This window comes from Prosthecobacter gellanilyticus (assembly GCF_007992435.1).
GTDB classification, from domain to species: domain Bacteria; phylum Verrucomicrobiota; class Verrucomicrobiia; order Verrucomicrobiales; family Verrucomicrobiaceae; genus Prosthecobacter; species Prosthecobacter gellanilyticus.
The window spans coordinates 75,962-97,801 of sequence record NZ_BKAG01000010.1; the positions used below are offsets into that span (position 1 = coordinate 75,962).

At 60.1% G+C, this 21,840-nt stretch carries 16 protein-coding genes; 10 read left to right on the plus strand and 6 right to left on the minus strand.

What is annotated here, in order from left to right; genetic code table 11:
- Window positions 1-42 precede the first annotated feature (42 nt).
- Together BGE01nite_RS08890 and BGE01nite_RS08895 are read right to left on the minus strand one after the other, a co-directional pair.
- Entirely contained in the window at window positions 43-999 is a 957-nt protein-coding gene (locus BGE01nite_RS08890) for a glycosyltransferase family 9 protein (protein WP_170266685.1), read from the minus strand.
- Between the two features lie 2 nt (window positions 1,000-1,001).
- The gene (locus tag BGE01nite_RS08895) at window positions 1,002-2,789 is read right to left on the minus strand and encodes a glycosyltransferase (protein ID WP_146850092.1); all 1,788 of its coding nucleotides are present in this window, start codon (window positions 2,787-2,789) and stop codon (window positions 1,002-1,004) included.
- A gap of 183 nt (window positions 2,790-2,972) precedes the next feature.
- On the opposite strand from BGE01nite_RS08895, the gene BGE01nite_RS08900 reads away from it, so the two are divergent.
- The 10 genes from BGE01nite_RS08900 to BGE01nite_RS08945 all read left to right on the plus strand — a co-directional run bounded on the left by BGE01nite_RS08900 (window position 2,973) and on the right by BGE01nite_RS08945 (window position 15,236).
- A complete protein-coding gene (locus tag BGE01nite_RS08900; protein WP_146850093.1) occupies window positions 2,973-3,680 on the plus strand; it encodes an acylneuraminate cytidylyltransferase family protein in 708 nt (235 codons plus the stop codon).
- Window positions 3,681-3,692: 12 nt separating this feature from the next.
- Window positions 3,693-4,733, plus strand: coding sequence for an N-acetylneuraminate synthase (neuB, locus tag BGE01nite_RS08905; RefSeq protein ID WP_146850094.1), 1,041 nt, complete (start codon window positions 3,693-3,695; stop codon window positions 4,731-4,733).
- Window positions 4,730-5,893: a UDP-N-acetylglucosamine 2-epimerase gene (gene neuC / locus BGE01nite_RS08910; protein ID WP_146850095.1), complete on the plus strand. Its 1,164-nt coding sequence runs from the start codon at window positions 4,730-4,732 to the stop codon at window positions 5,891-5,893. Before neuB ends, neuC begins: the two co-directional genes overlap by 4 nt.
- Window positions 5,890-6,513: a NeuD/PglB/VioB family sugar acetyltransferase gene (locus tag BGE01nite_RS08915; RefSeq protein ID WP_146850096.1), complete on the plus strand. Its 624-nt coding sequence runs from the start codon at window positions 5,890-5,892 to the stop codon at window positions 6,511-6,513. Before neuC ends, BGE01nite_RS08915 begins: the two co-directional genes overlap by 4 nt.
- 64 nt (window positions 6,514-6,577) lie before the next feature.
- The gene (locus tag BGE01nite_RS08920) at window positions 6,578-7,549 is read left to right on the plus strand and encodes a carboxylesterase family protein (RefSeq protein WP_146850097.1); all 972 of its coding nucleotides are present in this window, start codon (window positions 6,578-6,580) and stop codon (window positions 7,547-7,549) included.
- Window positions 7,550-7,592: 43 nt separating this feature from the next.
- On the plus strand, window positions 7,593-10,121 hold the full coding sequence (locus BGE01nite_RS08925) for a DEAD/DEAH box helicase (RefSeq protein WP_146850098.1): 2,529 nt from the start codon (window positions 7,593-7,595) through the stop codon (window positions 10,119-10,121).
- Between the two features lie 103 nt (window positions 10,122-10,224).
- Window positions 10,225-11,271: a nucleotidyltransferase family protein gene (locus tag BGE01nite_RS08930; protein WP_146850099.1), complete on the plus strand. Its 1,047-nt coding sequence runs from the start codon at window positions 10,225-10,227 to the stop codon at window positions 11,269-11,271.
- Between the two features lie 18 nt (window positions 11,272-11,289).
- Window positions 11,290-12,276, plus strand: a complete 987-nt coding sequence (locus BGE01nite_RS08935; protein ID WP_146850100.1) for an SDR family NAD(P)-dependent oxidoreductase — start codon at window positions 11,290-11,292, stop codon at window positions 12,274-12,276.
- On the plus strand, window positions 12,266-13,438 hold the full coding sequence (locus BGE01nite_RS08940; RefSeq protein ID WP_146850101.1) for a LegC family aminotransferase: 1,173 nt from the start codon (window positions 12,266-12,268) through the stop codon (window positions 13,436-13,438). Before BGE01nite_RS08935 ends, BGE01nite_RS08940 begins: the two co-directional genes overlap by 11 nt.
- Before the next feature lie 85 nt (window positions 13,439-13,523).
- Complete coding sequence (locus BGE01nite_RS08945; RefSeq protein ID WP_146850102.1) at window positions 13,524-15,236, plus strand: hypothetical protein; 1,713 nt, start codon at window positions 13,524-13,526, stop codon at window positions 15,234-15,236.
- 114 nt (window positions 15,237-15,350) lie between these two features.
- On the opposite strand, the gene BGE01nite_RS08950 is transcribed toward BGE01nite_RS08945, so the two are convergent.
- The 4 genes from BGE01nite_RS08950 to BGE01nite_RS08965 all read right to left on the minus strand — a co-directional run bounded on the left by BGE01nite_RS08950 (window position 15,351) and on the right by BGE01nite_RS08965 (window position 21,782).
- Window positions 15,351-17,339 (minus strand): cytochrome c biogenesis protein, encoded by a 1,989-nt coding sequence (locus tag BGE01nite_RS08950; protein ID WP_146850103.1) that lies wholly within the window; start codon window positions 17,337-17,339, stop codon window positions 15,351-15,353.
- Between the two features lie 13 nt (window positions 17,340-17,352).
- The gene (locus BGE01nite_RS08955; protein ID WP_146850104.1) at window positions 17,353-18,666 is read right to left on the minus strand and encodes a cytochrome c biogenesis ResB family protein; all 1,314 of its coding nucleotides are present in this window, start codon (window positions 18,664-18,666) and stop codon (window positions 17,353-17,355) included.
- A 93-nt stretch (window positions 18,667-18,759) separates the two neighbouring features.
- Window positions 18,760-19,416 (minus strand): DcrB/PsbP domain-containing protein, encoded by a 657-nt coding sequence (locus BGE01nite_RS08960; RefSeq protein WP_146850105.1) that lies wholly within the window; start codon window positions 19,414-19,416, stop codon window positions 18,760-18,762.
- Window positions 19,417-19,649: 233 nt separating this feature from the next.
- The gene (locus BGE01nite_RS08965) at window positions 19,650-21,782 is read right to left on the minus strand and encodes a c-type cytochrome domain-containing protein (protein WP_146850106.1); all 2,133 of its coding nucleotides are present in this window, start codon (window positions 21,780-21,782) and stop codon (window positions 19,650-19,652) included.
- Window positions 21,783-21,840: the final 58 nt, after the last annotated feature.

Here is a 21,840-nt window from a genome sequence, read left to right on the forward strand (position 1 = left end):
TGACTGCTTGGCATGGGAGCCCCATGATTGCAAGCCAAGGGCTCAGCGCGACCCGCCACCTTGTGACAGGACCTTCTCAAATGCCTCCAGGACTGCAGCCGCGGGCACAGCCGAGCATGGCGGCGGTATTTCGCTGGAAAAATCAAACGCGCTCACCGCCACATGGCGGGGTGTCGGCCAATGCCAGCGCACAGGATAGACGGGGCCAAAGAGCGTCACCACGGGCACATCGAAAGCCTGGGCCAGATGCGATGCCGAACCATCCACACACAGAACCAAGCGCGCCCGGCTGACAGCGTGAAGGTACTGCTTCAGCGATGTGCGGCCGGCCAGATTCACCAGAGAGGAAGGCGCAGACTGGACCACCCGCGCACAATGTTCCTTCTCTTCCGGTGTTCCACCTCCGGTCATGACCACTGACATGCCTTTCTCGGCGGAAATCTGCTTCATCACCTGCGCCCAGAGCCCGGGCTCCCAAAATTTCGTCGGCCACGCGGCCGTTGGATTAACCAAAAGATAGTCACCGTGCGGCAGGTCCGGGTGCCTCCACTCCTCAGGCGGCAGAGTGAGTCTGGGGCTGGTGAATGCAGAGGTGTCTCCTCCCAACGCCCGCCAGAAATAAAAAGCCCAGTACTGGCTCTCCGCCGAGACCACATGAGTCTCATGGAAAAACAAACGATGCCACCAATGCCGGTGCCGCTCCTGATTGACGAGAAGATGCTTCCGCCTTGCGCGCACACGGCGGGTCATCAAAGACGCGCGTGAATTCCAGTGTGTGGTCCATGAATACGCATGCGTGGTCTTCTGGTCAGGCCCCCACACAGCCGAGGGCATAAGCTCCACCAGCGGGCGAAACGCCTCCTTCACATACAGCGAGCAGGGTGTTCCCGTCCGGGAAGAGAGCAGCCGGGTCAGCGGCTCCAGCAGCGTGATGTCTCCCAGCTGCTTGTCGCTGACAAGCGCACAGCTTTGGGGTGGATGACTGGGTGCCGGGTCCATGATCATTGAGAAAGGCCCAGCTTGTCCAGCGCCATGCACACACCCGTGTTCAAGTCGATGCGCGACGGCCAGTAAAATTCGTCGAGGTAGCGCTTCTGCGCGGTGATGTGAGACTGCCGAAACTCCTTGGACGTGATTAGACGGCCAAGAATCGCGGCGAGTTCCTTGCCGTTTTCCGTGACCTGCATGTCCATTCGGTCAATGAGTTCGGGGAACGTGATGGAGTCCGTCGTGTGCTCGGTCAGAAACACCACCGGAATGCCCATGTGAAAGGCTTCATGACCCGACATGGACGTCGTGTTCAGAAGCACCGCCGCACTCCGCAGGCGAAGTTCCATGCTTGCCTCCGGCGCCAGCAGTTTCACGTTGGCAGGAGCTTTCAAACTGCGGATGAAAAGCATCTTCGACTGCACTTCGCTTTCGTCCATTCCCACAAAGCTGCGCAGTTCCGACTTGGCCGCCCGCAGCGGATGGAACTTGATTACAAAGTTCACCTTGGGCAGCAGGCGCGCTGCCTCCACAATGGCGCTGAAGCAGCGCATGCTGCGCTGGGGATCCGAGACCACGGACATAGGATCCGAGAAGAGAACCTCTGGCCGGGATTGGGTGAAAACGGCCTCCGTTTGGGCCTCCGTGCGCGGAGGCGTGCGAGGCCGCCGATGACTGGCCACATTGATCAACCGCTCCTCAGGGTAACCGCCTTGGAGCGCCCGCGGGTAAGTGCGCATGCCGTCAGCGAGCACATACGCCGGCAGCACCATCATCTTGGGATTGACCACCTGGTCATAGCTGTAGGCGATTACGGGGATACCCAAATCCAGCGCGGCCAGTTTCCAGACTCCCTCTTCCTCAGCCAGTTGTGTGTCTGCCAGCAGCGCATCGGGTTTGACCTGCTGGAGAAGCGCCCGCGCCTTGGCCCGTAGTGCGGACCAACGCGGAAAGATCCGCTGGATGAGATCCTCACCTGCACTCTTCAAAAGCGGGCCGAATCGCTGCAAAAGCTGCTTGTCTGAAGCATCTGCGGAGGCCTCGGCCGCAGTCGGCCACTTCTGCCACCAATCCTCAAACCGTGCCCGCTCGGACTGCAACAGCTCTGCGTCAGGACTTCCCAGGTCAGCAAGCTTCAGGTGCCGGACACGAAACTGGGTGGATGACGGGCCGTCCGCCAGCAGATGTGACACACGCTTGCTGACACACGCCACCAGCGGTCCGTTTGCCGTCTGCTGCACACTCTCGCCCGTTTCCGATCTGCCTTCTGATTCCAGCTTTTTGGACTGCCTCTTGTAGTACCATCTCTCGATGTTCCGCATCAAACCACGCTTGAAGTTCCTTGGCGGAAGGATCTCGATGGGCAACCCCATCGCTGCGGCTGTTTCGCGCCAGAACCCAAAGTGCACTCCACAACCGGCGGTCACGACCAGCCTGTCAAACTTCCAGCGCTCACAGAGCCCCCGGCACAACCAAGTGTTGAGAAGCTGGGTGAAGGCCGAGTCCATGTAGGCACCGTTCAAGGCCGTCCGGCGCAGGTCAGCATCTCCAGGCTCTTCAGGCAAACCGGGGCGTGGCACCAGGAAAAGGCTCAGCGCGGCAAACATCTCCTTCTGGAAGCCCTGGATGTCCGAGGTCGTCAGCAGATCCCGCACCGTCAACCAGTCAGTGACCTGCGGGTAGCGGCTCCTGTCCAGCATGGTGTCAAACTCCAGGACAAAGGCCGGCCCTTTCTGCTCCAGCAGCCGCTTCTCGAGCGCCTCCGGGGCCAGGGAGCCAGTCAGGAAAAGAGTATGCGGCATAGAGGACAGGTTCAATCGCGCTCCGGAGCATGCGGAAGCACTGCGAAAGACTCAATGAAGCAGTGAAATGCCCGGGCAAGCGAAATATTCTGCTCTGGAAACCGCCCGCTAACCTCACCCAGGGACTATTCAATATTGGCATAGTCGATCCGACCCTGCTAAAGGCCATGTTTTTCCGTTGTCGTGAACATCGTCGCTGTCATCACCGCACGGGGAGGCTCCCGTGGCCTGCCCCGCAAAAACGTCTTGCCGCTGGCCGGGCTGCCCTTGATCGCCCATTCGATCCGTGTGGCCCAGGAAGCAAAGCGAGTGAACAGGGTGATTGTCTCCACGGACGACGAGGAGATCATTGCCGTTTCCCGGGAATATGGTGCCGAGGTGCCCTTTGTCCGCCCCCCTGAACTTTCGACAGCGGATTCAGCTCACATTGACGTCATGCTGCATGTGGTGTCATGGCTGGAGCAGCAGGGCGACCTGCCAGATGCCGTGCTGCTGCTGCAACCCACCACACCACTGCGCACGCCAGAGGACATCGATGGAGCGGTCGAGTTGATGGAAAGCACAAGCTGCCCGGCCGTGGTCGGCCTCAGCCCTGCGGAATCACACCCCTATCTGACCTACAAAGTCGCGGAGGATGGTCGTCTCACCGGATTCATTGATCACGGCCTTCGTTATCCACGCCGGCAGGATCTGCCTCCTGCCTACATCCTCAACGGAGCGCTCTATCTCAACCGCTGCTCGTCCCTGCGTGAAACTCAGATGTTCCAGCCGCCAGGGGCCTTCGGATGGGTCATGCCCGCCGAACGATCTGTGGACATCGACAGCCTGGAGGATTTCCTCGTCGCAGAAAAGCTTTTGAAGGATCGCGCAACGTCGGCTCAACTTCCCTGACCCGTCCTCGTCATGTCTCTCAGCCAGCCTCCCCTTCAGTCCGACCGCCCCTGCTTCATCATCGCGGAAGCCGGAGTAAATCATAACGGTGACCTTGAGCTCGCCAGACAACTCGTCCGCACCGCTGCAGAGAGCGGCGCAGATGCGGTGAAGTTTCAGACCTTCCAGGCAAAGCATCTCGTGACATCGGATGCGCCTCAGGCCGCATATCAGGCCGAGAACTCGGGCATCACGGAGAGCCAGTTTGACATGCTCAAGCGTCTCGAGCTCCCGCTGGAGGCCTTTGCCGAACTAAGCCGTTACTGCCAGGAGTTGGGCATCATGTTCATGTCCACGGCCTTTGATGAAGAGAGCGCGGACTTCCTCGCCGCGCTGGGCATGTCCATCTTCAAAATCCCCTCGGGTGAGTTGACGAACCTGCCGCTGCTGCGTCACATCGCCCGCCATGGCAAGCCGATGATTGTGTCCACCGGCATGGGCACGCTGGACGAGGTCTTTGAAGCGGTGGATGCCATCCGCTCCGCAGGCAATGACCAGATCACCGTGCTGCACTGCGTCACCAATTATCCTGCGCCGCCAGAGACGGTGAACCTGCGTGCCATGGACGTCATGCGCACCGCGCTGGGCGTGCCGATCGGCTATTCCGATCATACCATGGGCATCGAGGCCTCCGTCATCGCCGTGGCGGCAGGAGCCCAGGTGATCGAGAAGCATTTTACGTTAGACTGCAACATGCCCGGCCCTGATCACAAGGCCTCCCTGGAGCCTGCGGACCTGACGGAAATGGTGCGCAGCATCCGCCGTGTCGAGGTGCTGCTCGGAACCGGTCAGAAGCAGCCAAGCCAGACGGAGCTGGATGTGGCCAAGATCGTCCGCCGCAGCGTGGTGGCCCAGGCCAGCATTCCCGCAGGCACACTGATCACGGAGGACATGCTCGTTCTACGTCGTCCAGGCACCGGCATTCCGCCCGCTCGTTTCCATGAGGTGCCCGGAAAACGCGCGCTCGTGGACATCTCCGAAGGTTCCATGATCCGCTGGGAGGACGTGGCATGAGATCCGTCGGCGTTGTCAGCGTCGGCCGGTCAGATTACAGCATCTATCGGCCTTTGCTCCAGCGCATCGCCGCGCATCCAGATCTGGAACTGCGCCTGCTTGTGTCCGGCATGCATCTGGAAGAGCGCTACGGCAGCACGGTGAACCTCATCGAGAAAGATGGCTTCCCTGTCACGGCACGCATTCCAGTGCTGCAAAAAGAAGACACGGCTGAGGCAGTGGCCATCGCCATGGGCGCGGGTGTCTCTGGATTCGCCCAGCACTTTGCCAGACAACGACCGGATCTTCTGGTGGTGCTGGGAGATCGGTTTGAAATGTTCGCCGCAGCACTGGCTGCGGTTCCCTTCAACATCCCCATCCTGCATCTTCACGGTGGCGAGCTCACCGAGGGCGCCATGGATGACCGCTTCCGCCATGGCCTAACCAAAATGAGTCATCTGCATGGTGTGGCCACTGAAGTGTATCGCCAGCGGGTCATCCAGCTCGGAGAAGAGCCCTGGCGTGTAGAGTGCTGCGGAGCGCTCTCGTTGGACAACATGCTGTCTGTCCCGCGCTTGAGCCGCGCCGAGATGGAAACCCGGTTCAAGCTGGATCTCTCCACACCTCCCCTGCTCGTCACACTGCATCCCACGACAAGCGAGTATGAGCAGACCGCCCCGCAGACGGACGCGCTGATGAGCGCGCTGCAGACCTTGGGTCTGCCGGTGATCTTCACCATGCCCAATGCGGACATGGCGGGCAGCGTGATCCGCGAACGAATCCTCGCTTTCTGCACCACTCATCCCAATGCGCGCTGGGTGGAAAATTTCGGACCTGAAGGGTATTTCTCCATCTTGGGTGAAGTCAGCGCCATGGTGGGCAATTCCTCCAGCGGTTTGCTCGAGGCCCCAAGCTACGCGTTGCCCGTGGTGAACATTGGCAACCGCCAGAAGGGTCGCTTGAGAGCGGGTAACGTGATTGATGTGCCTCAGTTTGAAGCGGCGGATATCGTGCGTGCGGTGAAGCAGGCTTTGACTCCTGAATTCAAAGCTCGCGCCGCAGGTTTCGAGCACTTCTTTGGTGACGGTCACGCTTCCGAGCGACTGCTGAACCTCATCGTGAACACACCGCTGGATGAGCGGCTGCTGAACAAAACCTTCCACGACCTTCCTCCATCATGAAATGTGTCCTCATCGGTGCTGGCGGGCATGGTCGCGTGCTGATGGAAGCGTATCTGCCTGCTAGCTTTCAGGCCATCTTGGACTCCCAGCCGGGCTTGATGGAGGTCAGCCATGTTCCTGTGATCGGAGGCGATGACATGCTGCCGGAACTCGCAGCCCAGGGATTCACTCATTTTGTCATCGGGGTGGGCTCCGGCAGGAGCTGCGCACGACGTGCCCAGCTTTTTCAAATCGCTATCGAGGCAGGTTTGCTACCTCAGGCTGTGATTCACCCGACCGCCTGGGTTTCGCCATTGGCGGTCCTCGGAGCGGGCTGCCAGTTGCTGCCGAAAGCGGTCGTCCATACCAACGCACAACTCGGAGCCCACGTGCTGGTGAACACGGGGGCCATTGTGGAGCATGACTGCGTCGTCGGCACGCACTGCCATATCGCCACAGGGGCCGTGCTGTGCGGGAATGTGACGATTGGCGAGGCCAGCCACATCGGAGCCGGGGCCGTGATCCGCCAGGGAATCACGATCGGCGCAGGTGCGCTGGTCGCCGCAGGCGCGGTGGTGGTGCGGGACGTGGCCGACGGGCAGACGGTCGTGGGAGTGCCCGCTCGCCCTGTTGAGTCATGAGGTGCGGTCAACGTCCCAGGATTCAGCTTGCTCATGGATCACCGACGCCCCTAGACTGGTGGTCATGCGCCCGAATCTTCTCTCCATCAGCCTGGTCTTGGCCCTCTGCCTGAGTGGCGTCTGTGCAGGTGCGGACAAGCCTAAAATCATCCGTGCGTGGAAGTCCTCCGATGGCCGCGAACTCAAGGCCGAGCTGCTGGAATTCGATGCCGCTGAGATCAAGATCAAACGCATGACGGACTTTCAAATCATGAAAGTGCCAGTGGATAAGTTTAGCGCCGAGGATCAGGCTTTTGTCGCCGGCCTGGTGCATGAGCGCAGCCTGGATGAGGGGATGACCAAGGGGCCATATGCGGATAAGATCACGGGCGCCTTTGTGAAAGCCGTGTCCAAGCAAGGGCTGAACTATCAGATCTATGGCAATCCAGAATGGGAGGGCACCCAGCGCTATCCTTTGGTGATCTGGCTGCACGGTTCCGGCCAGAGCGGCAGTGACAATCAAGCGCAGATGGGCGGGCCGACGGGACTTTTCACCAATGCCGAGCACCAAAGCGCGCATCCGTGCTTCATGATCGCCCCGCAGTGCCCTGATTCGGCCATCGGCTGGAATAAACAGGTGGCGGACAATTTGATGGCACTGATCGCCGATCTGACGAGCAAGCTGCCGATTGATCTGAAGCGTCTTTATCTGACAGGCAGCAGCATGGGAGGCTTTGGCACCTGGAGCCTGTGCGCCAAGTATCCGAACGTCTTCGCGGCAGGCGTGCCCCTGTGCGGCGGCGGTGACCCTAAAAAAGCTGACGTGCTGAAGAACGTGCCGATGTGGGTCTTCCATGGTGACCAAGATCCCATGGTTCCGGTGGAGCGTGATCGTGTACCGGTGGAGGCGGTGAAGGCGGCAGGCGGGCTGCTGATGAAGTACACAGAGTTTGCCGGGGTCGGCCACAGCCTGACAGGTCTGGTTTATCCCATGCCGGAACTGCATCAGTGGCTCTTTGAGCAACGTCTCGCGCCAACGAGCAAGAAAGCCGAGTGAAGACTGGAGGTTCTGGTGGATGCCTGTTTAGTCGAGCGCCTCCATGCCTGACCATCCCTTGCTCCGCCGACTGCCCGCCACGCAGAGTTGTTCCAGTGATGAGCTGCTGAGCCGCTTTCTGGATTATGTGACGGAGAAGAAGCTGACGCTCTACCCCGCGCAGGAGGAGTCCATCCTGGAGTTGTTTGAGGACAAGAACGTCATCCTCGCCACGCCGACGGGCTCAGGCAAATCACTGGTGGCCACGGCGATGCATTTTCGTTCGCTGGCCATGGGGCGAAAGTCCATCTACACCTGCCCGATCAAGGCGCTGGTGAACGAAAAATTTCTCGCTCTTTGCCGTGACTTTGGGCCCGAAAATGTCGGCATGGCGACAGGAGATGCGACGGTGAACCGAGACGCGCCCATCCTTTGCTGCACGGCGGAGATCTTAGCCAACTATGCGCTGCGTGATGGCGAGCGAGCCCCCTTCCGTGAGGTGATCATGGATGAGTTCCACTACTACAGCGATCCGGAGCGCGGAGTGGCCTGGCAGGTGCCGCTGCTGACGATGAACAAGGCCCGCTTTTTGCTCATCTCGGCCACTCTCGGCTCGACGGAATTTTTCCAAAAGGAGGTGACGCGTCTCACGGGTCATGAGACGACGCTCATCTCGGGCAGCGAGCGGCCAGTGCCGCTGGAGTTCAGCTACGTGGAGACATCGGTGGACGTGACTTTGCAGGAGCTGGTCGCCGCGAACAAGGCACCGATCTACCTCGTTCATTTCACCCAAAACGATGCCGCGCAGGCAGCGCAGGATCTGATGAGTCTGAACTTCTGCTCCACGGCGGAAAAGGCTGAGATCAAAGAGGCCATGCAGGGAGCGAAGTTCACCAGTCCGTATGCCAAAGAGGTGCGGAAGTATCTGCAACACGGCGTGGGCATCCATCACGCAGGCCTGCTGCCGAAGTATCGCGTGCTGGTGGAGAAACTGGCGCAGCGCGGCCTCTTAAAGGTCATCTGTGGCACAGACACTCTCGGTGTCGGCGTGAACGTACCTATCCGCACCGTGGTGCTGACGAAGCTGAGCAAATACAGCGGTCAAAAAGTGGCGACTCTCACAGCGCGCGACTTTCATCAGATCACCGGGCGTGCCGGACGGCGCGGCTTTGATGACATCGGCTATGTGGTGGCGCAGGCACCGGAGCATGTGGTGGAAAATGCCAAGCTCGAGGCCAAGGCCGGAGGTGACCCGAAGAAGCTGCGCAAGATGGTGAAGAAAAAGCCGCCCGAGGGTTTTGTTGGCTGGAGTGAGGATACCTTTAAGCGTCTGCAAACCGCCAAGCCAGAGCCGCTCATTTCACGCTTCCAGGTCTCTCACGGCCTGCTGCTAAATGTGCTGAGCCGCAGTGATGATGGCTGCCGGGCGATGATGAAGCTGATCCGTGACTCCCATGAAACAGCGGCCGCGAAGAAGCTGCATCGCAAGCGCGCCTGGCAGCTTTTTCGAGCCTTGATTGATCGGAAGATCGTCGAGATTCTGCCTTTGGCGCAGCGCAGCGGTGGCACCAAGCTGCGGCTCAACGTGACGCTTCAGGATGACTTCTCACTCAACCACGGGCTGTCACTCTACCTCATCGACGCCCTCGCCTTGATCGACCCAGAGTCCCCGTCTTATGCGCCGGATGTCATGACGCTGTGCGAGTCCATCTTGGAGAATCCAGACATCATCCTGCGCCGGCAGCTGGACAAGATCAAAACCGAGGCCATGAACACGATGAAGGCCGAGGGGATACCTTTTGAGGAGCGGATCGCCAAACTGGAGGAGCTGGAATACCCGAAGCCTTGCCGCGATTTCATCTACAATACCTTCAACGACTTCGCCGCCGAACATCCCTGGGTAGGGCAGGAGAACATCCGGCCCAAGAGCATCGCCCGCGAGATGTTCGAGAACTTCCGCAGCTTCGCCGACTACATCCATGACTATGACCTGCACCGTTCTGAAGGCGTGCTGCTGCGGCATCTGAGCAGCGTTTATAAAGTGCTGGCCCAAACGGTGCCTGACACAGCAAAGACCGAGCCCGTGCAGGAGATGGAGGCTTGGCTGGCTGGCCTGCTGCGCGGCACGGACTCCAGTTTGCTGGATGAGTGGGAGCGCCTGCGTGATCCCAACTACCAACCCGACGAACTCGAGGAGAAGCCCGCCGAAGCTCCTGACATCACGCGCAACAAACGCGAGTTCACCGCCCTCATTCGCACCGAGATCTTCCGCTTCCTGAAGCCTCTTTCCACCGAGCACTACGCGGCGGCGGTCTCGACCGTGAAGTCATCTTTCACCGCTGACTCCCTGGCCGCGCTGATGGATCCTTACTACGCGGACCACGACCGTATCCGCCTCGACAATGAAGCGCGCAACGGCCGCCACACCTATGTGGGGCCAAGTGAAGACAACTCGTCGTGGCGCATTTGCCAGGTGTTGATCGACCCCGAAGAAATGAACGACTGGCAGGCGGAGTTCAGCGTGGATCTGGCTCAGGCCCGTGAAGATGGGAAGCCCACCCTCGTGCTCAAAACCGTGCAGCGCATCGAGTGAGGGAAAGTTAGGGGTTGCCAAAACGCGCCCAGCGGCAAAATGACAGGAGCGCCACCTCCTCCCACCGGATGGCGGGGTCTTTTTTCGTTCCAACCCGCCCCTCATGACTTCCAAGCCCGTCTCCCTGCTCTGTCTGCCGCCCACCGGCACGATACGAGATGCCCTGGAGGTGATCGAAAAAGGCGCGGAGGGCATCTGCCTCCTCGTGGATGCCGAGCAGCGCCTGCTGAGTACGGTGACGGATGGAGACATCCGCCGCGCTTTGCTCAAAGGGGCATCCATGGCGGATTGCGTGGAGCCTTTCGGCAAGCGCCGCTTCACCAGCGTGTCCGCGAATGCCTCACGCGCCGAGGTCATCGACCTCATGCAGGCGCGGCATCTTCATCAGATCCCCATCCTTGATGACCAAGGCCGCCTCAAAGGTCTGCACTTGGTCCGCGAGATCCTTGGCTCCCAACCGAGGCCCAACTGGGCGGTCATCATGGCCGGAGGCAAAGGCACACGCCTGGGCGAGCTCACCAAAGCCACGCCGAAGCCGATGCTCAAAGTGGCGGGCCGACCGATTCTGGAGCGTCTGGTCTTGCACCTCGTCGGCTGTGGCATCCGGCGCATTTTTATTTCCACGAACTACCTCGCCAGCGTGATCGAAGATCATTTTGGTGATGGCACCAACTTTGGTTGCCGCATCGAGTATCTGCGCGAGACCACAGACCAGCCGCTGGGCACTGGCGGCTCTCTTTCGCTGCTGCCAGAGAGGCCCGAGCATCCCATCTTTGTCTGCAATGGTGATCTCGTGACCCAGGTGGACGTGTCCAGCCTCTTCGAGTTTCATCAGGACGGCGGTTATCTGGCCACCATCGGTGTGCGCAGCTATGCGCATGAGATTCCCTTTGGCTGCCTGGAGGTCAACGAGGGCTGCGTGACCAGTATCGTGGAGAAACCCACGGTGTCCCAGCTCATCAACGCCGGCATCTACATCCTCTCCCCGGAGATCATCGACCGCGTGCCGCGCCAGTTCTTCCCCATCACCGAGCTCTTCGACGAAGCAGTCCGCAAGAGTGATCGCATCGGCGCTTTCGAGATCGTGGACGAATGGATCGATGTGGGACAGCGCGAGCAGCTCAAGCAAGCGCGCGGAGGCGCTCAATAACCTAACGAATTTTTATTTATGGGATCATTCAAAGGCAAAAAAGTCTTCATCACAGGAGCTGGCGGTTTCATCGGCAGCCATCTGGCCGAGCATCTGATGCGCGAAGGCGCGCAGGTGCGGTCCATGGTGCACTACAATGCGCTCGGCAAGCGCGGCTGGCTGGACTACAGCGACCTCGCCAGCGAGATGGAAATCCTTCCTGGCGACATCACGGATCGTGACAGCGTGCGCGCTGGAGTGAAAGGCCGTGACTATGTCTTCCACCTCGGCGCCCTCATCGCCATCCCCTACTCCTATCAGGCTCCGCGCAGCTATGTGCGGGCCAACATCGAAGGCACCCTGAACGTGCTGCAGTCCGCCATGGATGAAGGCGTGCAGCGTGTGCTGCATACCTCCACGAGCGAGGTCTACGGCACGGCACTCTTTGTGCCGATCACAGAAGAACACCCTCTTCAGGGCCAGTCCCCCTACTCCGCCTCCAAGATCGGAGCGGACAAGATGGCGGAAGCTTTCGCGGCCTCCTTTGAGCTTGAAGTGGTGACAGTGCGTCCCTTCAACACCTTCGGCCCTCGCCAAAGCATGCGCGCAGTCATTCCGACGATCATCAGCCAGTGCCTGCGTGGCAATGATGTGAAGCTCGGAGCCGTGAGCCCGACGCGCGACCTGAACTATGTGCAAAACACGGTTGAAGGTTTCTGCGCTGCCGCACTGGCTCCCAACGCTAAGGGCCAGACCATCAATTTTGGTTCGGGCCGTGAGATCAGCGTCGGTGATCTGGCGATCGCGATTGGCAAGATCTTTGGCAAGGACGTGAACATCATCTGCGAGCAGGAACGTCTGCGCCCAAGCAAGAGCGAGGTCGAGCGCCTGCTGGCCTGCAACAAGAAGGCCAAGGCCCTGACCGACTGGGAGCCGCGTGTGACCCTGGAGCAGGGCCTGGAAAAAACCGTGGCCTGGATCCAGCAGAACGCCGAACATTACAAAGCCCAAGGCTATGTCGTCTGAGCCGCCTGCCTTCATCCCGCTCAGCGTGCCGCACCTCAGCGGCAATGAATGGACTTACATCAAGGACTGCCTCGACACGGGCTGGGTCTCTTCCGTTGGGTCGTATGTCACGCGCTTCGAGGGTGATCTCGCGAAAGCGGCAGGCACTTCTCATGCTGTGGCAACCCAATGCGGCACGGCCGCGCTGCACGTGGCCATGCTTGTTTGTGGCGTGAAGCCGGGAGACGAGGTGATCGTCTCCTCCATGACCTTCATCGCGCCGGTGAATGCCATTCGTTATGCGAATGCCATCCCTGTGCTGGTGGATTCCGAAGCCACCCATTGGCAGATGGATGTGAACCAGGTGCGTGACTTCCTCACGAATGGTTGTGAGCGCAAGACCGGCGGTGTTTACAACAAGCAGACCGGGCGTCGCGTCGCGGCGATCATCCCCGTACACATCCTCGGCCATCCGGTGGACATGAATGCCCTGATGCCGCTCGCCGAAGAGTTTGACCTGACCGTCATTGAAGATGCGACGGAAAGCCTCGGTTCACTGTATCATGGCAAACCCGTCGGTGGCATCGGCCACATGGGCTGCTTCAGCTTCAACGGGAACAAGATCATCACCACCGGTGGCGGCGGCATGCTGGTCACCAATCACGAAGCCTGGGCCAAGAAGGCACGCTACCTCACCACTCAGGCCAAGGACGACCCGCAGGAATACATCCACCACGAAGTCGGCTACAACTACCGCCTAACCAACATTCAGGCGGCCTTCGGCTGTGCGCAGATGGAGGCGCTGCCGGGCTACGTGCAGCGCCGTCGCGAGATCCAGGCGCTGTATCAAAGGCAGCTCGCGGACATCCCCGGCATCCGTTTCCAAGGCGAAGCGGATGGAGTGGTCAGCAACTGCTGGCTGACGACCATCTATGTGGATCCCGCGAATTTCGGCATGGAGGCGCGTGCCCTGCGCGACCAGCTCAAAGAAGCCCGCATCGAGGCTCGGCCGCTCTGGCAGCCCGGGCACCTTTCTCCCGCGCATCAGGACGCCGTGAAGCTTCCCTGCCCCGTGGCTGAGGACCTCTATGCGAACTGCCTCTCGATCCCCTCGAGCTCGTCATCCACGGATGCCGACATCGAGCGCGTCATCGGAGTGATCCGGCAGGTGGCTGGACGCTAATTTTAGGGCCGGTTTCGGCGTTAAGATAGCGCCAGGAAAAGTCTTGCAGCTTTTCCGGCGAACCCTCAGTCTCCCGCCGCACCGCATGTCTGATACGCCGCCCGAAGATTTCCAGCATCTCCCCACCGCCGATGCTGACGCCGCGCGTGCCGCCAAGGCAGCCCTTTGGAAACAGATCGCCGAGCAGCGGAAGCAGAGCCGCGCAGCCGCCACGCCGCCAGTGGAGCCCGCGCCTGAACCCGAACCTCCCGCCCCCGAAGAACCGCTGCCAGCACCGCAGCGACCGAGTTCGCGAGATGAATGGGCGGAACTCTTTGCGATGAATCCGGATGAGGCAGCTGGCTCCACGCTGCCCGCCCTGAATCCCTCCCCCGCCGCCTCGCCGGCTCCGAGAAAACGCAGCGTGATCCGGCGCAACACGCCGCCGGTGGAAACACCCCCAGAGCAGCCTCTGCTTTCCGAATCCGCGCCAGAGTCTCCTTCGACTCCAGAGCCAGCTCCTGAAAGCACTGTCGTTTCGCAGCCTGAGACACCTCGTTCGGAACCGGAGCCAGTTCGCGAAGAACCTGTCGTCGCTGAAGCACCGGAGAAGCCGCGCAAGAACAAGACCAAGATCAGCAAACACACGGAGGACTCCCCTGCCAGTGCGACGACGCCCAAGGCCGAAACGCCCAAAGATGCGGATGCCAAGCCGGCCGAACAAAAGGCTCCCAAGGATGGTGATGCCGAGGGCGAAAAGAAGCCTGACGCCGATGTTCTGAAGAAGGACAGCCCGGTAGTGCGGTTGCTGCGGCAAAAGTGGGTGCAGTGGGGTGGCGCATCACTCTCACTCAGCCTGGGCATTCATCTGTTGATTCTAGGTGTGGGCGGCTTCCTGGTGGTGAACCAAGTCCTGCTCGAACCCCAGGTGGACTTCCTGCCCGGTGGCACACAGCAAGGGCAGCAGGCCTCCCAGGAACTGCAGCACAAGGTTCAGCAGAAGAAGCAGCCCTGGAACAAGAAGATCCCCAAGCAGAAGATCGCCGCGGTTGGCTCCATTTCCGAGATCGTATTACCGGATGAAGTGCCGGACCTTCTCGATCTGCCCAGCGCGAACAACATGCTTGCGAATAGCAAGGTCGGCGGCGGATTGGGTGGTGGCGGTTTCGGCAAGGGTATGGGCCTAGGTGCCAAAGGCGGCATGGTCTTCCAGCCGCTCTCGATGTTTGGCCGTGAGATCAAGGCGAAGAAACTGGCGCTTGTGCTCGATGTCTCCAGCTCGATGGCGCCGTTCCTGCCCAAGGTGATCGAGGAAGTGGACAAGGTGGCGCGTGGCAGCATCATCGTGCTTTTTCCAGGCTGTGGCTTGGAAGCCCCTCCTGGAGGCGGGCTCAGTGGCGATGAGGTCTACCGCACGAATGGAACTGAGTTTGAGCGCTTCTGGAGATCCGGCGGCATGTCTTCCATTTCAGACGCCCGCAAGTTTAAGTTCAGCCGCAATGACCCGATCCCCAGCGAGAGCATCTACAACATTCTCTCCAATAGGCCGCAGACCTTCTTCGTGCATTACGTTGGTGTTGGTTACGCCTGGACAGCACTGCTTAGCGAGCAGGTGAGGCAGGCAGATGCGCTTTACTGGTTCTCCGATTTCCAGGACAGCGCGAACTTCCAGCAGCTCGAGATCGTGCGTGAGAACCTCTTACGCCGGAAGCAGAAGCTCTACATCCAGCCCTATACGCATGGGTCTTCGTTTGATCTGGTGAGAACCCAGCTTGTGGAGCCGACAGGTGGTGAGGTGATCGAGGCGAACATGCAGTGATGACTTGCAGGCCGCCCCGTCAGAACGCGGAACACCGGTCCTGGTGAGTTTCGTTTCCTTGATCCTTGGGCTGGCTGCGGCTCCGTCGTCATTCGAGAAGCCACCGCACCTGCATCAAGCCGGCACCGGAGGACGATTCTTCACTTTGCGGCCTTCGCGCCAGGCGAGAAACAATCCATACGTCAGCAGAAGCACCTGACTGAGCCAGTAGCCGTAGATCTTCGGCCAAGTGCCGTCCGTGAATCCGTAGGCATGCAGGCCGACCCCGAGCTGGTTCACACCGAACCAGCTGAAGATCACAATGCACCCGAGGACGAGATTGCAGCAATGCAGGCCGATCTCGCGGATGTAACCACCCAGGCGGGCATGCAGGATGACCAGGCACATGAGCACGATCATGAGAGCCCCGTTCTCTTTGGGATCCCAGCCCCAGAACCGGCCCCAGCTGTAGTTCGCCCAGATGCCACCGAGGACGGTGCCGACGAGAGACAGCAGCAGGCCGAAACCAATGAAGGCATAGGCGATCTTGGTCATGGCGCGGGCATCGTCATCTCCTGTCCGGAGACCGCCCAAAAGGCGCTTGATGAAGTAAACGATGGAGATGAGGGCTGCGACCATGCAAGCGGCATAACCAAGATTGATGATCGGCACGTGCGTGGACAGCCAGAAGTTCGTAATGAGCACGGCCTGGAGCTGCTGGAGGTTGTCCGTGGCCTCGGCGGTATCAAACTGGATGGAAAGGAACATGCAGGCGGTGCCGGCCACCGCGGCAATGAGCAGGCCGAGTCCGCGTTTGGTCAGCCACTCAGCAATGAGGCCCAGCAGGGCGCAGGCGGAGCCGATGAAGAGGATCGTCTCATACAGCGTGGTGATGGGCGGGCGCTGCAGGATGATGCAGCGAACGACCACGCCGGTGACGGCCAGAGCGGTGGCGCTGATCAGCGCGAGCCAGGCCAGCAATCTGGCGGTCTTCTCCAGTCGGGAACCTGGTGAGATCCAGGTCAGCCCCACCAAGATGAAACCGGTGAGGAAGATCCACTGGGCCTTGAAGAAGTAATCAGCTTTGATGAGATGCTGCTCCAGACCGACATATTTTGCCTCGCCGCGCTCTTTGGCGGCTGTCTGGATTTTCGTCAGCAGCGCCTGGGACGCAGTCTTGAACTTTGCGGCATCTGGCAGCGCGAGATAGATGTCCTCGTAATCCGCCAGCCACTTGAGCTGCCCCGCGTTCGGCACGGTGCCGCTGTTCAGGGAGTCGAAAATCAAGGCACCAGGGCCATCCCAGATCTCAACAGACTTGTCGGCCGAGGGAAAGAGCCGGAGCTGCGCCTCGGCATTGCCGCTCATCATCGCACCGAGCGCTGTTTTGAAGAACTGCTGGAACCAGGGCAGCTGCATCGGAGCACCACTATTCTTCACGACCTCGATGATCTTGGGCAGGCTCTGGGACAGGCGCACGGGCGCGGTGACACCTTCAGGCAGGCTTTCCCCTTTGCCAAAGGGCGCGCGGATAAAGTCAAAGTGGCCCATCATCATCTCGAAGTCGAGATAGCTGGAGGCAAGCTGCACGATCATGCGCTGCTCGGGGCTGAGCTTTTTGGATCCCATCTCCCGATACACCTTCATCTTGTCCATCAGAGTCACGCGGGCAGGCTCGATCTCGGCATAGGTGTACTGGTCACGCTTGGCCTTTGTTGGCAGGCCCAGCTCCGCGATCGCTGAGGAGTTGTCCACTTTGAACAAGGGCACGATGCGGGCCACGTCTGGCCGGAACCAGGTCAGAAGCAGCCACTGAGTCCCGCTGAGTTTCACAGGCTTATCCCCTTCTTTGACGATGGGCTTCTGAGTGGCGGGATCCACCAGCGGCTTGCCACCAGACATCTCCCCATTGTCCGTGAGCCAGATGCTCTGCCGGGCGCGGAAGCTGAGCAGGCGCGTGTTCGCCACCTTCTCCAGAGGCTTGATGCGGCCAGACTCCAGCACGGGGATGGCCTCAAAGATGGCTGACACCTCGGGATCGCGGAGAAGCTCGAGCGAGGGGAGCTCAGCCGCCTCCGCCAGCGATGCCAGCATGACCAAAAGTGTGACAAGGAAGTTCTTCATAAGACAGAAAAGGTCAGAGTTTCAGATAGGCGAGCCAGAAGCCCGCAGTGACGACAAACAGGGTGATGCCGACCGCGAGCCAGGGATTCCACTTCATGGCTCGGGCCAGCATCAGGACGAAGTGAATGAGCAGGCCGATGGCGACGAGGATGCAGGAGATAAGAGGCCAGTGGTCCGAGGGATTTTCCACGACCTGGAAGCCGCTGCGCTTCACCCCGCCTTCCTCCTCACCGGAATCAAAGCTGCTCTGGAAGATGGCATAGCCCTCACCACGCACAGGTTCGTTCATGGTCACCACTCGCTTCTCCTCACGGGTGCCGTGGAGCTTGGTCACCTTGCTGGTGAAGCGGCGGGCACGATTGGTGCCAGGATGTTTCTCCTGGCTGGTCTCATCCAGGCGGATCGCGAAGGGCAGACGATAGGAGCGGCGGGTGATGTTGATGAGGAACTTCTGGTCGCCGATGGTGACCGTCCATGGAGCCCTGGCGAACTCCCAGAGGATGCCACGCTGCTCGGCACCGCTCTTTTTGTCCTTCACGACCGCGACGCAGGCCTGGGACAGCCGCTCATCAGGGAGGAGCTGGCCGTTCTCATCCAGCTTTGTCAGTTCCTGGATGTAGTAGCCATCCACCGCATCGCCACGCGTGGCATCCTCCGCATGCTTCACCTCGGCGTGCTGCTTCCAGTTGGTGATGCTGAGGTCAAACGGCAGGCTCTCATGGGTGAAGGTGCGGGACTTGCCATGATCCGTGCTGTTACCGAGGTCCTGGAACAGCCTTGCGTCGATGACCAGCACGCTGCGCTTCGAGCCCTCCGGCTGCACTTTCTCGATCTCGATCACGCGCTCATGGAAGCTTTGGAACTCATCATTCGTCTGGCCTTCCGCCAGGTTCAGGATGCCTTCGTTGGCAAAGTGGTAGGTCACCGCGCCGGCGGCGATCATGAAGAGAATGGCGAAGTGGCTGATGACGACCCCGATCGTGCGCGGGCTCTTGCGGATGCGGATGAGACCACCTAACAACATGTTCACAAACAAGACACCCATCAGCGTGTAGCCGCCTGGCAGGATGGGGGTGGGCAGCACCACATCTCCGATGTTCCAGTAGACATCCAGCGCCAGTGCGCGCCAGCAGGCGCCGACGTCAATGCGATCGACGATCACAGATTCAAAATACCGCGCCTGGCTGGCGACCAGGCCATACTCTGCCTGCTCCAGCGTGCCCAGAAAGGTGAGCAGGAGCAGCAGGGCCAGGACGACGGTGGCGAGTCCGAAACTGGACAGGAACGCGATGATTTTCGCGGGAAAGCTTTGGGGGGAAGTGGACACGGGGAAAGCGGCGCTGTTAATGACGAAAGACAAAAGGGAAACGACGAAGGGAGGACTGCGGAAGGCAATGCTTTTGGTTCGTCAAATAGAGGATCACTCCTTCGGCAGGTTGGGCCGGATGGACTGGCAAAACTGGTCAAAGGCCGCCGCGTTTTGCTCCACCAGGGCCTTGGGGCCGGTGAGCTTCACAAAGATGGTGGCCTGCTCCGCGCTGTTGATCAGGCCGAGCATTCGGTAGCCGGTCTTGGCGGCTTCAGCACCGAAGCCTTTGAAGTCGCCATCAAAGGCTACAAAGGTCGCCTCGCGGTTGAAGAAGGGCTTCTTCGGCAGACTGGCGAGTTCCTCGGCGGTGTAAGGGGGCAGTCCCATCTGCGAGCGCCAGCGGTTCACGTTGGCATCGAGACCGCCCGAAGGCCCGGGCAAGAGGGAGATGTAGCACTCGCCTTCCTGGTTTGGACCGAAGCGGAGATCCACCAGGCGCATGCCCATGGGATCAGGAGTGGAGCTTTCAGCCCAGCCTTGCGGCACCGTCCAGGCCAGCAGGCTGCGGAAGTCCATGCGCGGCTGCGGTGTTTCCGGCTTTGCATCATCATAGAACCGGGTGGCGCTGGAAATGTCCACGGCAGGCGGGCGCGCGTACTGGGACAGCTCACGAGACTCGGTGATGGGTTCCGTGGAGTCAGGAGCGCAGGCAGCGAGGCAGGCAGATGCTGCAAGACAAGCCGCAAGACGTGGGGGGGATGCAATCATGATGGCGATGAATAACGAGCAAACGGGCAAAGGCTTTGGACAACGTGCTTCAGGGATGAAGAAACGAAGGTGGAAAATGACAAGTGCCCAGTGGTCAGACCAAGCTTTCCACGGAGATTACGTTCCCGTGTCATGCCTAGTTCACCATCCCTGAGACCACCTCAACCAAAACACCATGCCGATGTGACAGGCAGCATCAACACAGGTGGGGGTTCAGGTGCAGTCATCAAGGTTCAGGAACCCTTGTGATCTGTGTGGCAGGCCTTGCAGTTCGAGGCCTTTTTAAAAGCTTCCATGCCAGTCGCGTCCTTGGCCTGGATCTTCTTCACGGAGGCGATGAGGATCTCACACTTGCTGGCCCAGGCGGCTTTGTCACCTTTCGGCGGCATGGCTGCGGCGATGTCCTGGCAGATTTTCAGCATCTGCGCCACCTCGGCATCACTGGCGGTGCCCGCCGATACCTTTTTGCTCAGGGCATCATCAGGTTTGAAGGACTGCTTCATGGCCACCTTGATGACATCGCTGCCACCGGCGGCAGCCTTCTTGTCGTCCGCTTTCTTGGCCTCAGGCTTCGCGGCGTCTGGCTTGGGAGCATCAGGTTTCTTCTCCTCGGCTTTTTTGGCATCAGCTTTTTTGGCATCAGCTTTCTTGGCGTCATCCTTCTTCGGCTCTTCTTTTTTCGGCGGGGCCGGAGGAGCAGGCGGTGGCGTGGTGAGAGCGGCGATCTCGGCTTCGCTCAAGCCAACGTTCACCTTCAAGCCAGGAAGCTGGCCTTCAAGTGCCTTGGCACCGTTTTTGGTGACAGCGGTCTGCCAGGCGAAGAGCTTCTTCAGCCCCTTGGCACCCGCGAGTTTGGCGATGCCGCCATCTGTGGTCTTGGTGCCGTAAAGGTTGAGGTATTCCAGCTTCTGCAACGTGGCGAGCTTGGCGATTCCAGCATCGGTCACCTTGGTGTTTTCGAGGTGCAGGCGCTCCAGGTTGCTCATCTTCGCCAGCGTGTCAGCAGCGGCATCGGTGACCTGGCTGCGGGCAAGGTCCACCCACACAATTTGTTGGGCGATCGGCTCCAGAAGAGCGAGCTCTTTGTCGGTGAACTTGTCAGCGGCATTGATGACGCTGAGGCGAAGCTGCTCAGTGTCCTGGGCCAGCGGCATGAGGCTGGCATTCAGAGCCTGCATCTTGGCAGTGACATCAGCGACCTGCTTCTTCTCAGCATCCGTCAGAGGCTTGGCTTTTGGCTTCTCAACCTTGGCAGCAGCGGTGGCATCTCCCTTTGGCAGCCCCTTGGCGAGCACCACGGCGAGGGCACCTTCCACATCAGCCGGGGGCTTGGCAGCGGCCACGGTGTCAGATTCAGAAGCACCGGCTTCAATCCACCACTTCAGAATGGCGATCTCTTCCTTCGTGAGCTGCGGCTCATCACTCGGCGGCATGTGCTCATCGTCATCAGTCGGCAGAAGAGCGCGAACGAGGAGAAGGCTGTCCTTGGTGTTCTTCGGGATGACAGTGTTCTCGCCATCGCTGCCACCCTTCAGGATGGAGGCGAAGGTGTGAAGCTGCAGCTTGCCCTTCTTCTTCTCCTCACCGTGACAGCTCACGCATTTGGCTTTCATGATCGGAGCCACGACATCTTTATAAACCACTGCCTTCGCAGCGATGGCAGCATCAAGCTTGCCACCAGCGGCAGCAGGAGCGGCGGCGGGTGCAGCTGCCGCAGGTTTGGCAGCGGCATCAGCCTTGGCGGGAGCCGCGGCGGCCGGTGCTGGTGCGCCGGCAGCAGGAGCAGCGGCCACGATGGCAGCGGGCTTGGCATCATCTTCAGCGGTCCAGCCGTTGTTGATCTGTGTGTTCGGCAGCTTGGCCTTGAGCTGGGCCACGCCAGCCTTGGTCACGCCGCTCTGCCAGAAGTAAATAGACTTCAGCTTGCTGAGACCGGCCAGCGTGGGCAGCCCCTTGTCAGTGACCTTGGTGTTGTAAAGGTTGAGATACTCAAGCGAGGCGAGACCCTTGAGATGGTCCAGGCCAGCATCACTGATGGCGGTGTTTTCCAGATGAAGCTCCGTGAGGTTCTTCATCGTGGCCACCTTGGCCAGACCTGCGTCGGTGATCTTCGTGCGAGCCAGGTCGATCGAGGTTACCTTGTCCGCGATCGGAGCCAATGAATCGAGCCCAGCATCTGTGAAATCCTTGGCCACATTCAGAGCTGTGAAGCGATAGGTCTTGCCATCGGCAGCGATGGGCATGAGCGAGGCTCCGGAGGCATTGACCTTGTCGAGAGCGGCCTTGATGGCGGGATCAACAGCAGGCTGCTCGGCAGCGTGCAGGCTCAGGGCGAGGAGGGCCGGAAGCAGCAGGGATTTCTTCATGGGTGGGTGGGGACAGTTAAGCGGGGGAAACGGATGAGTGATGCCGTCAGAAGGTTAC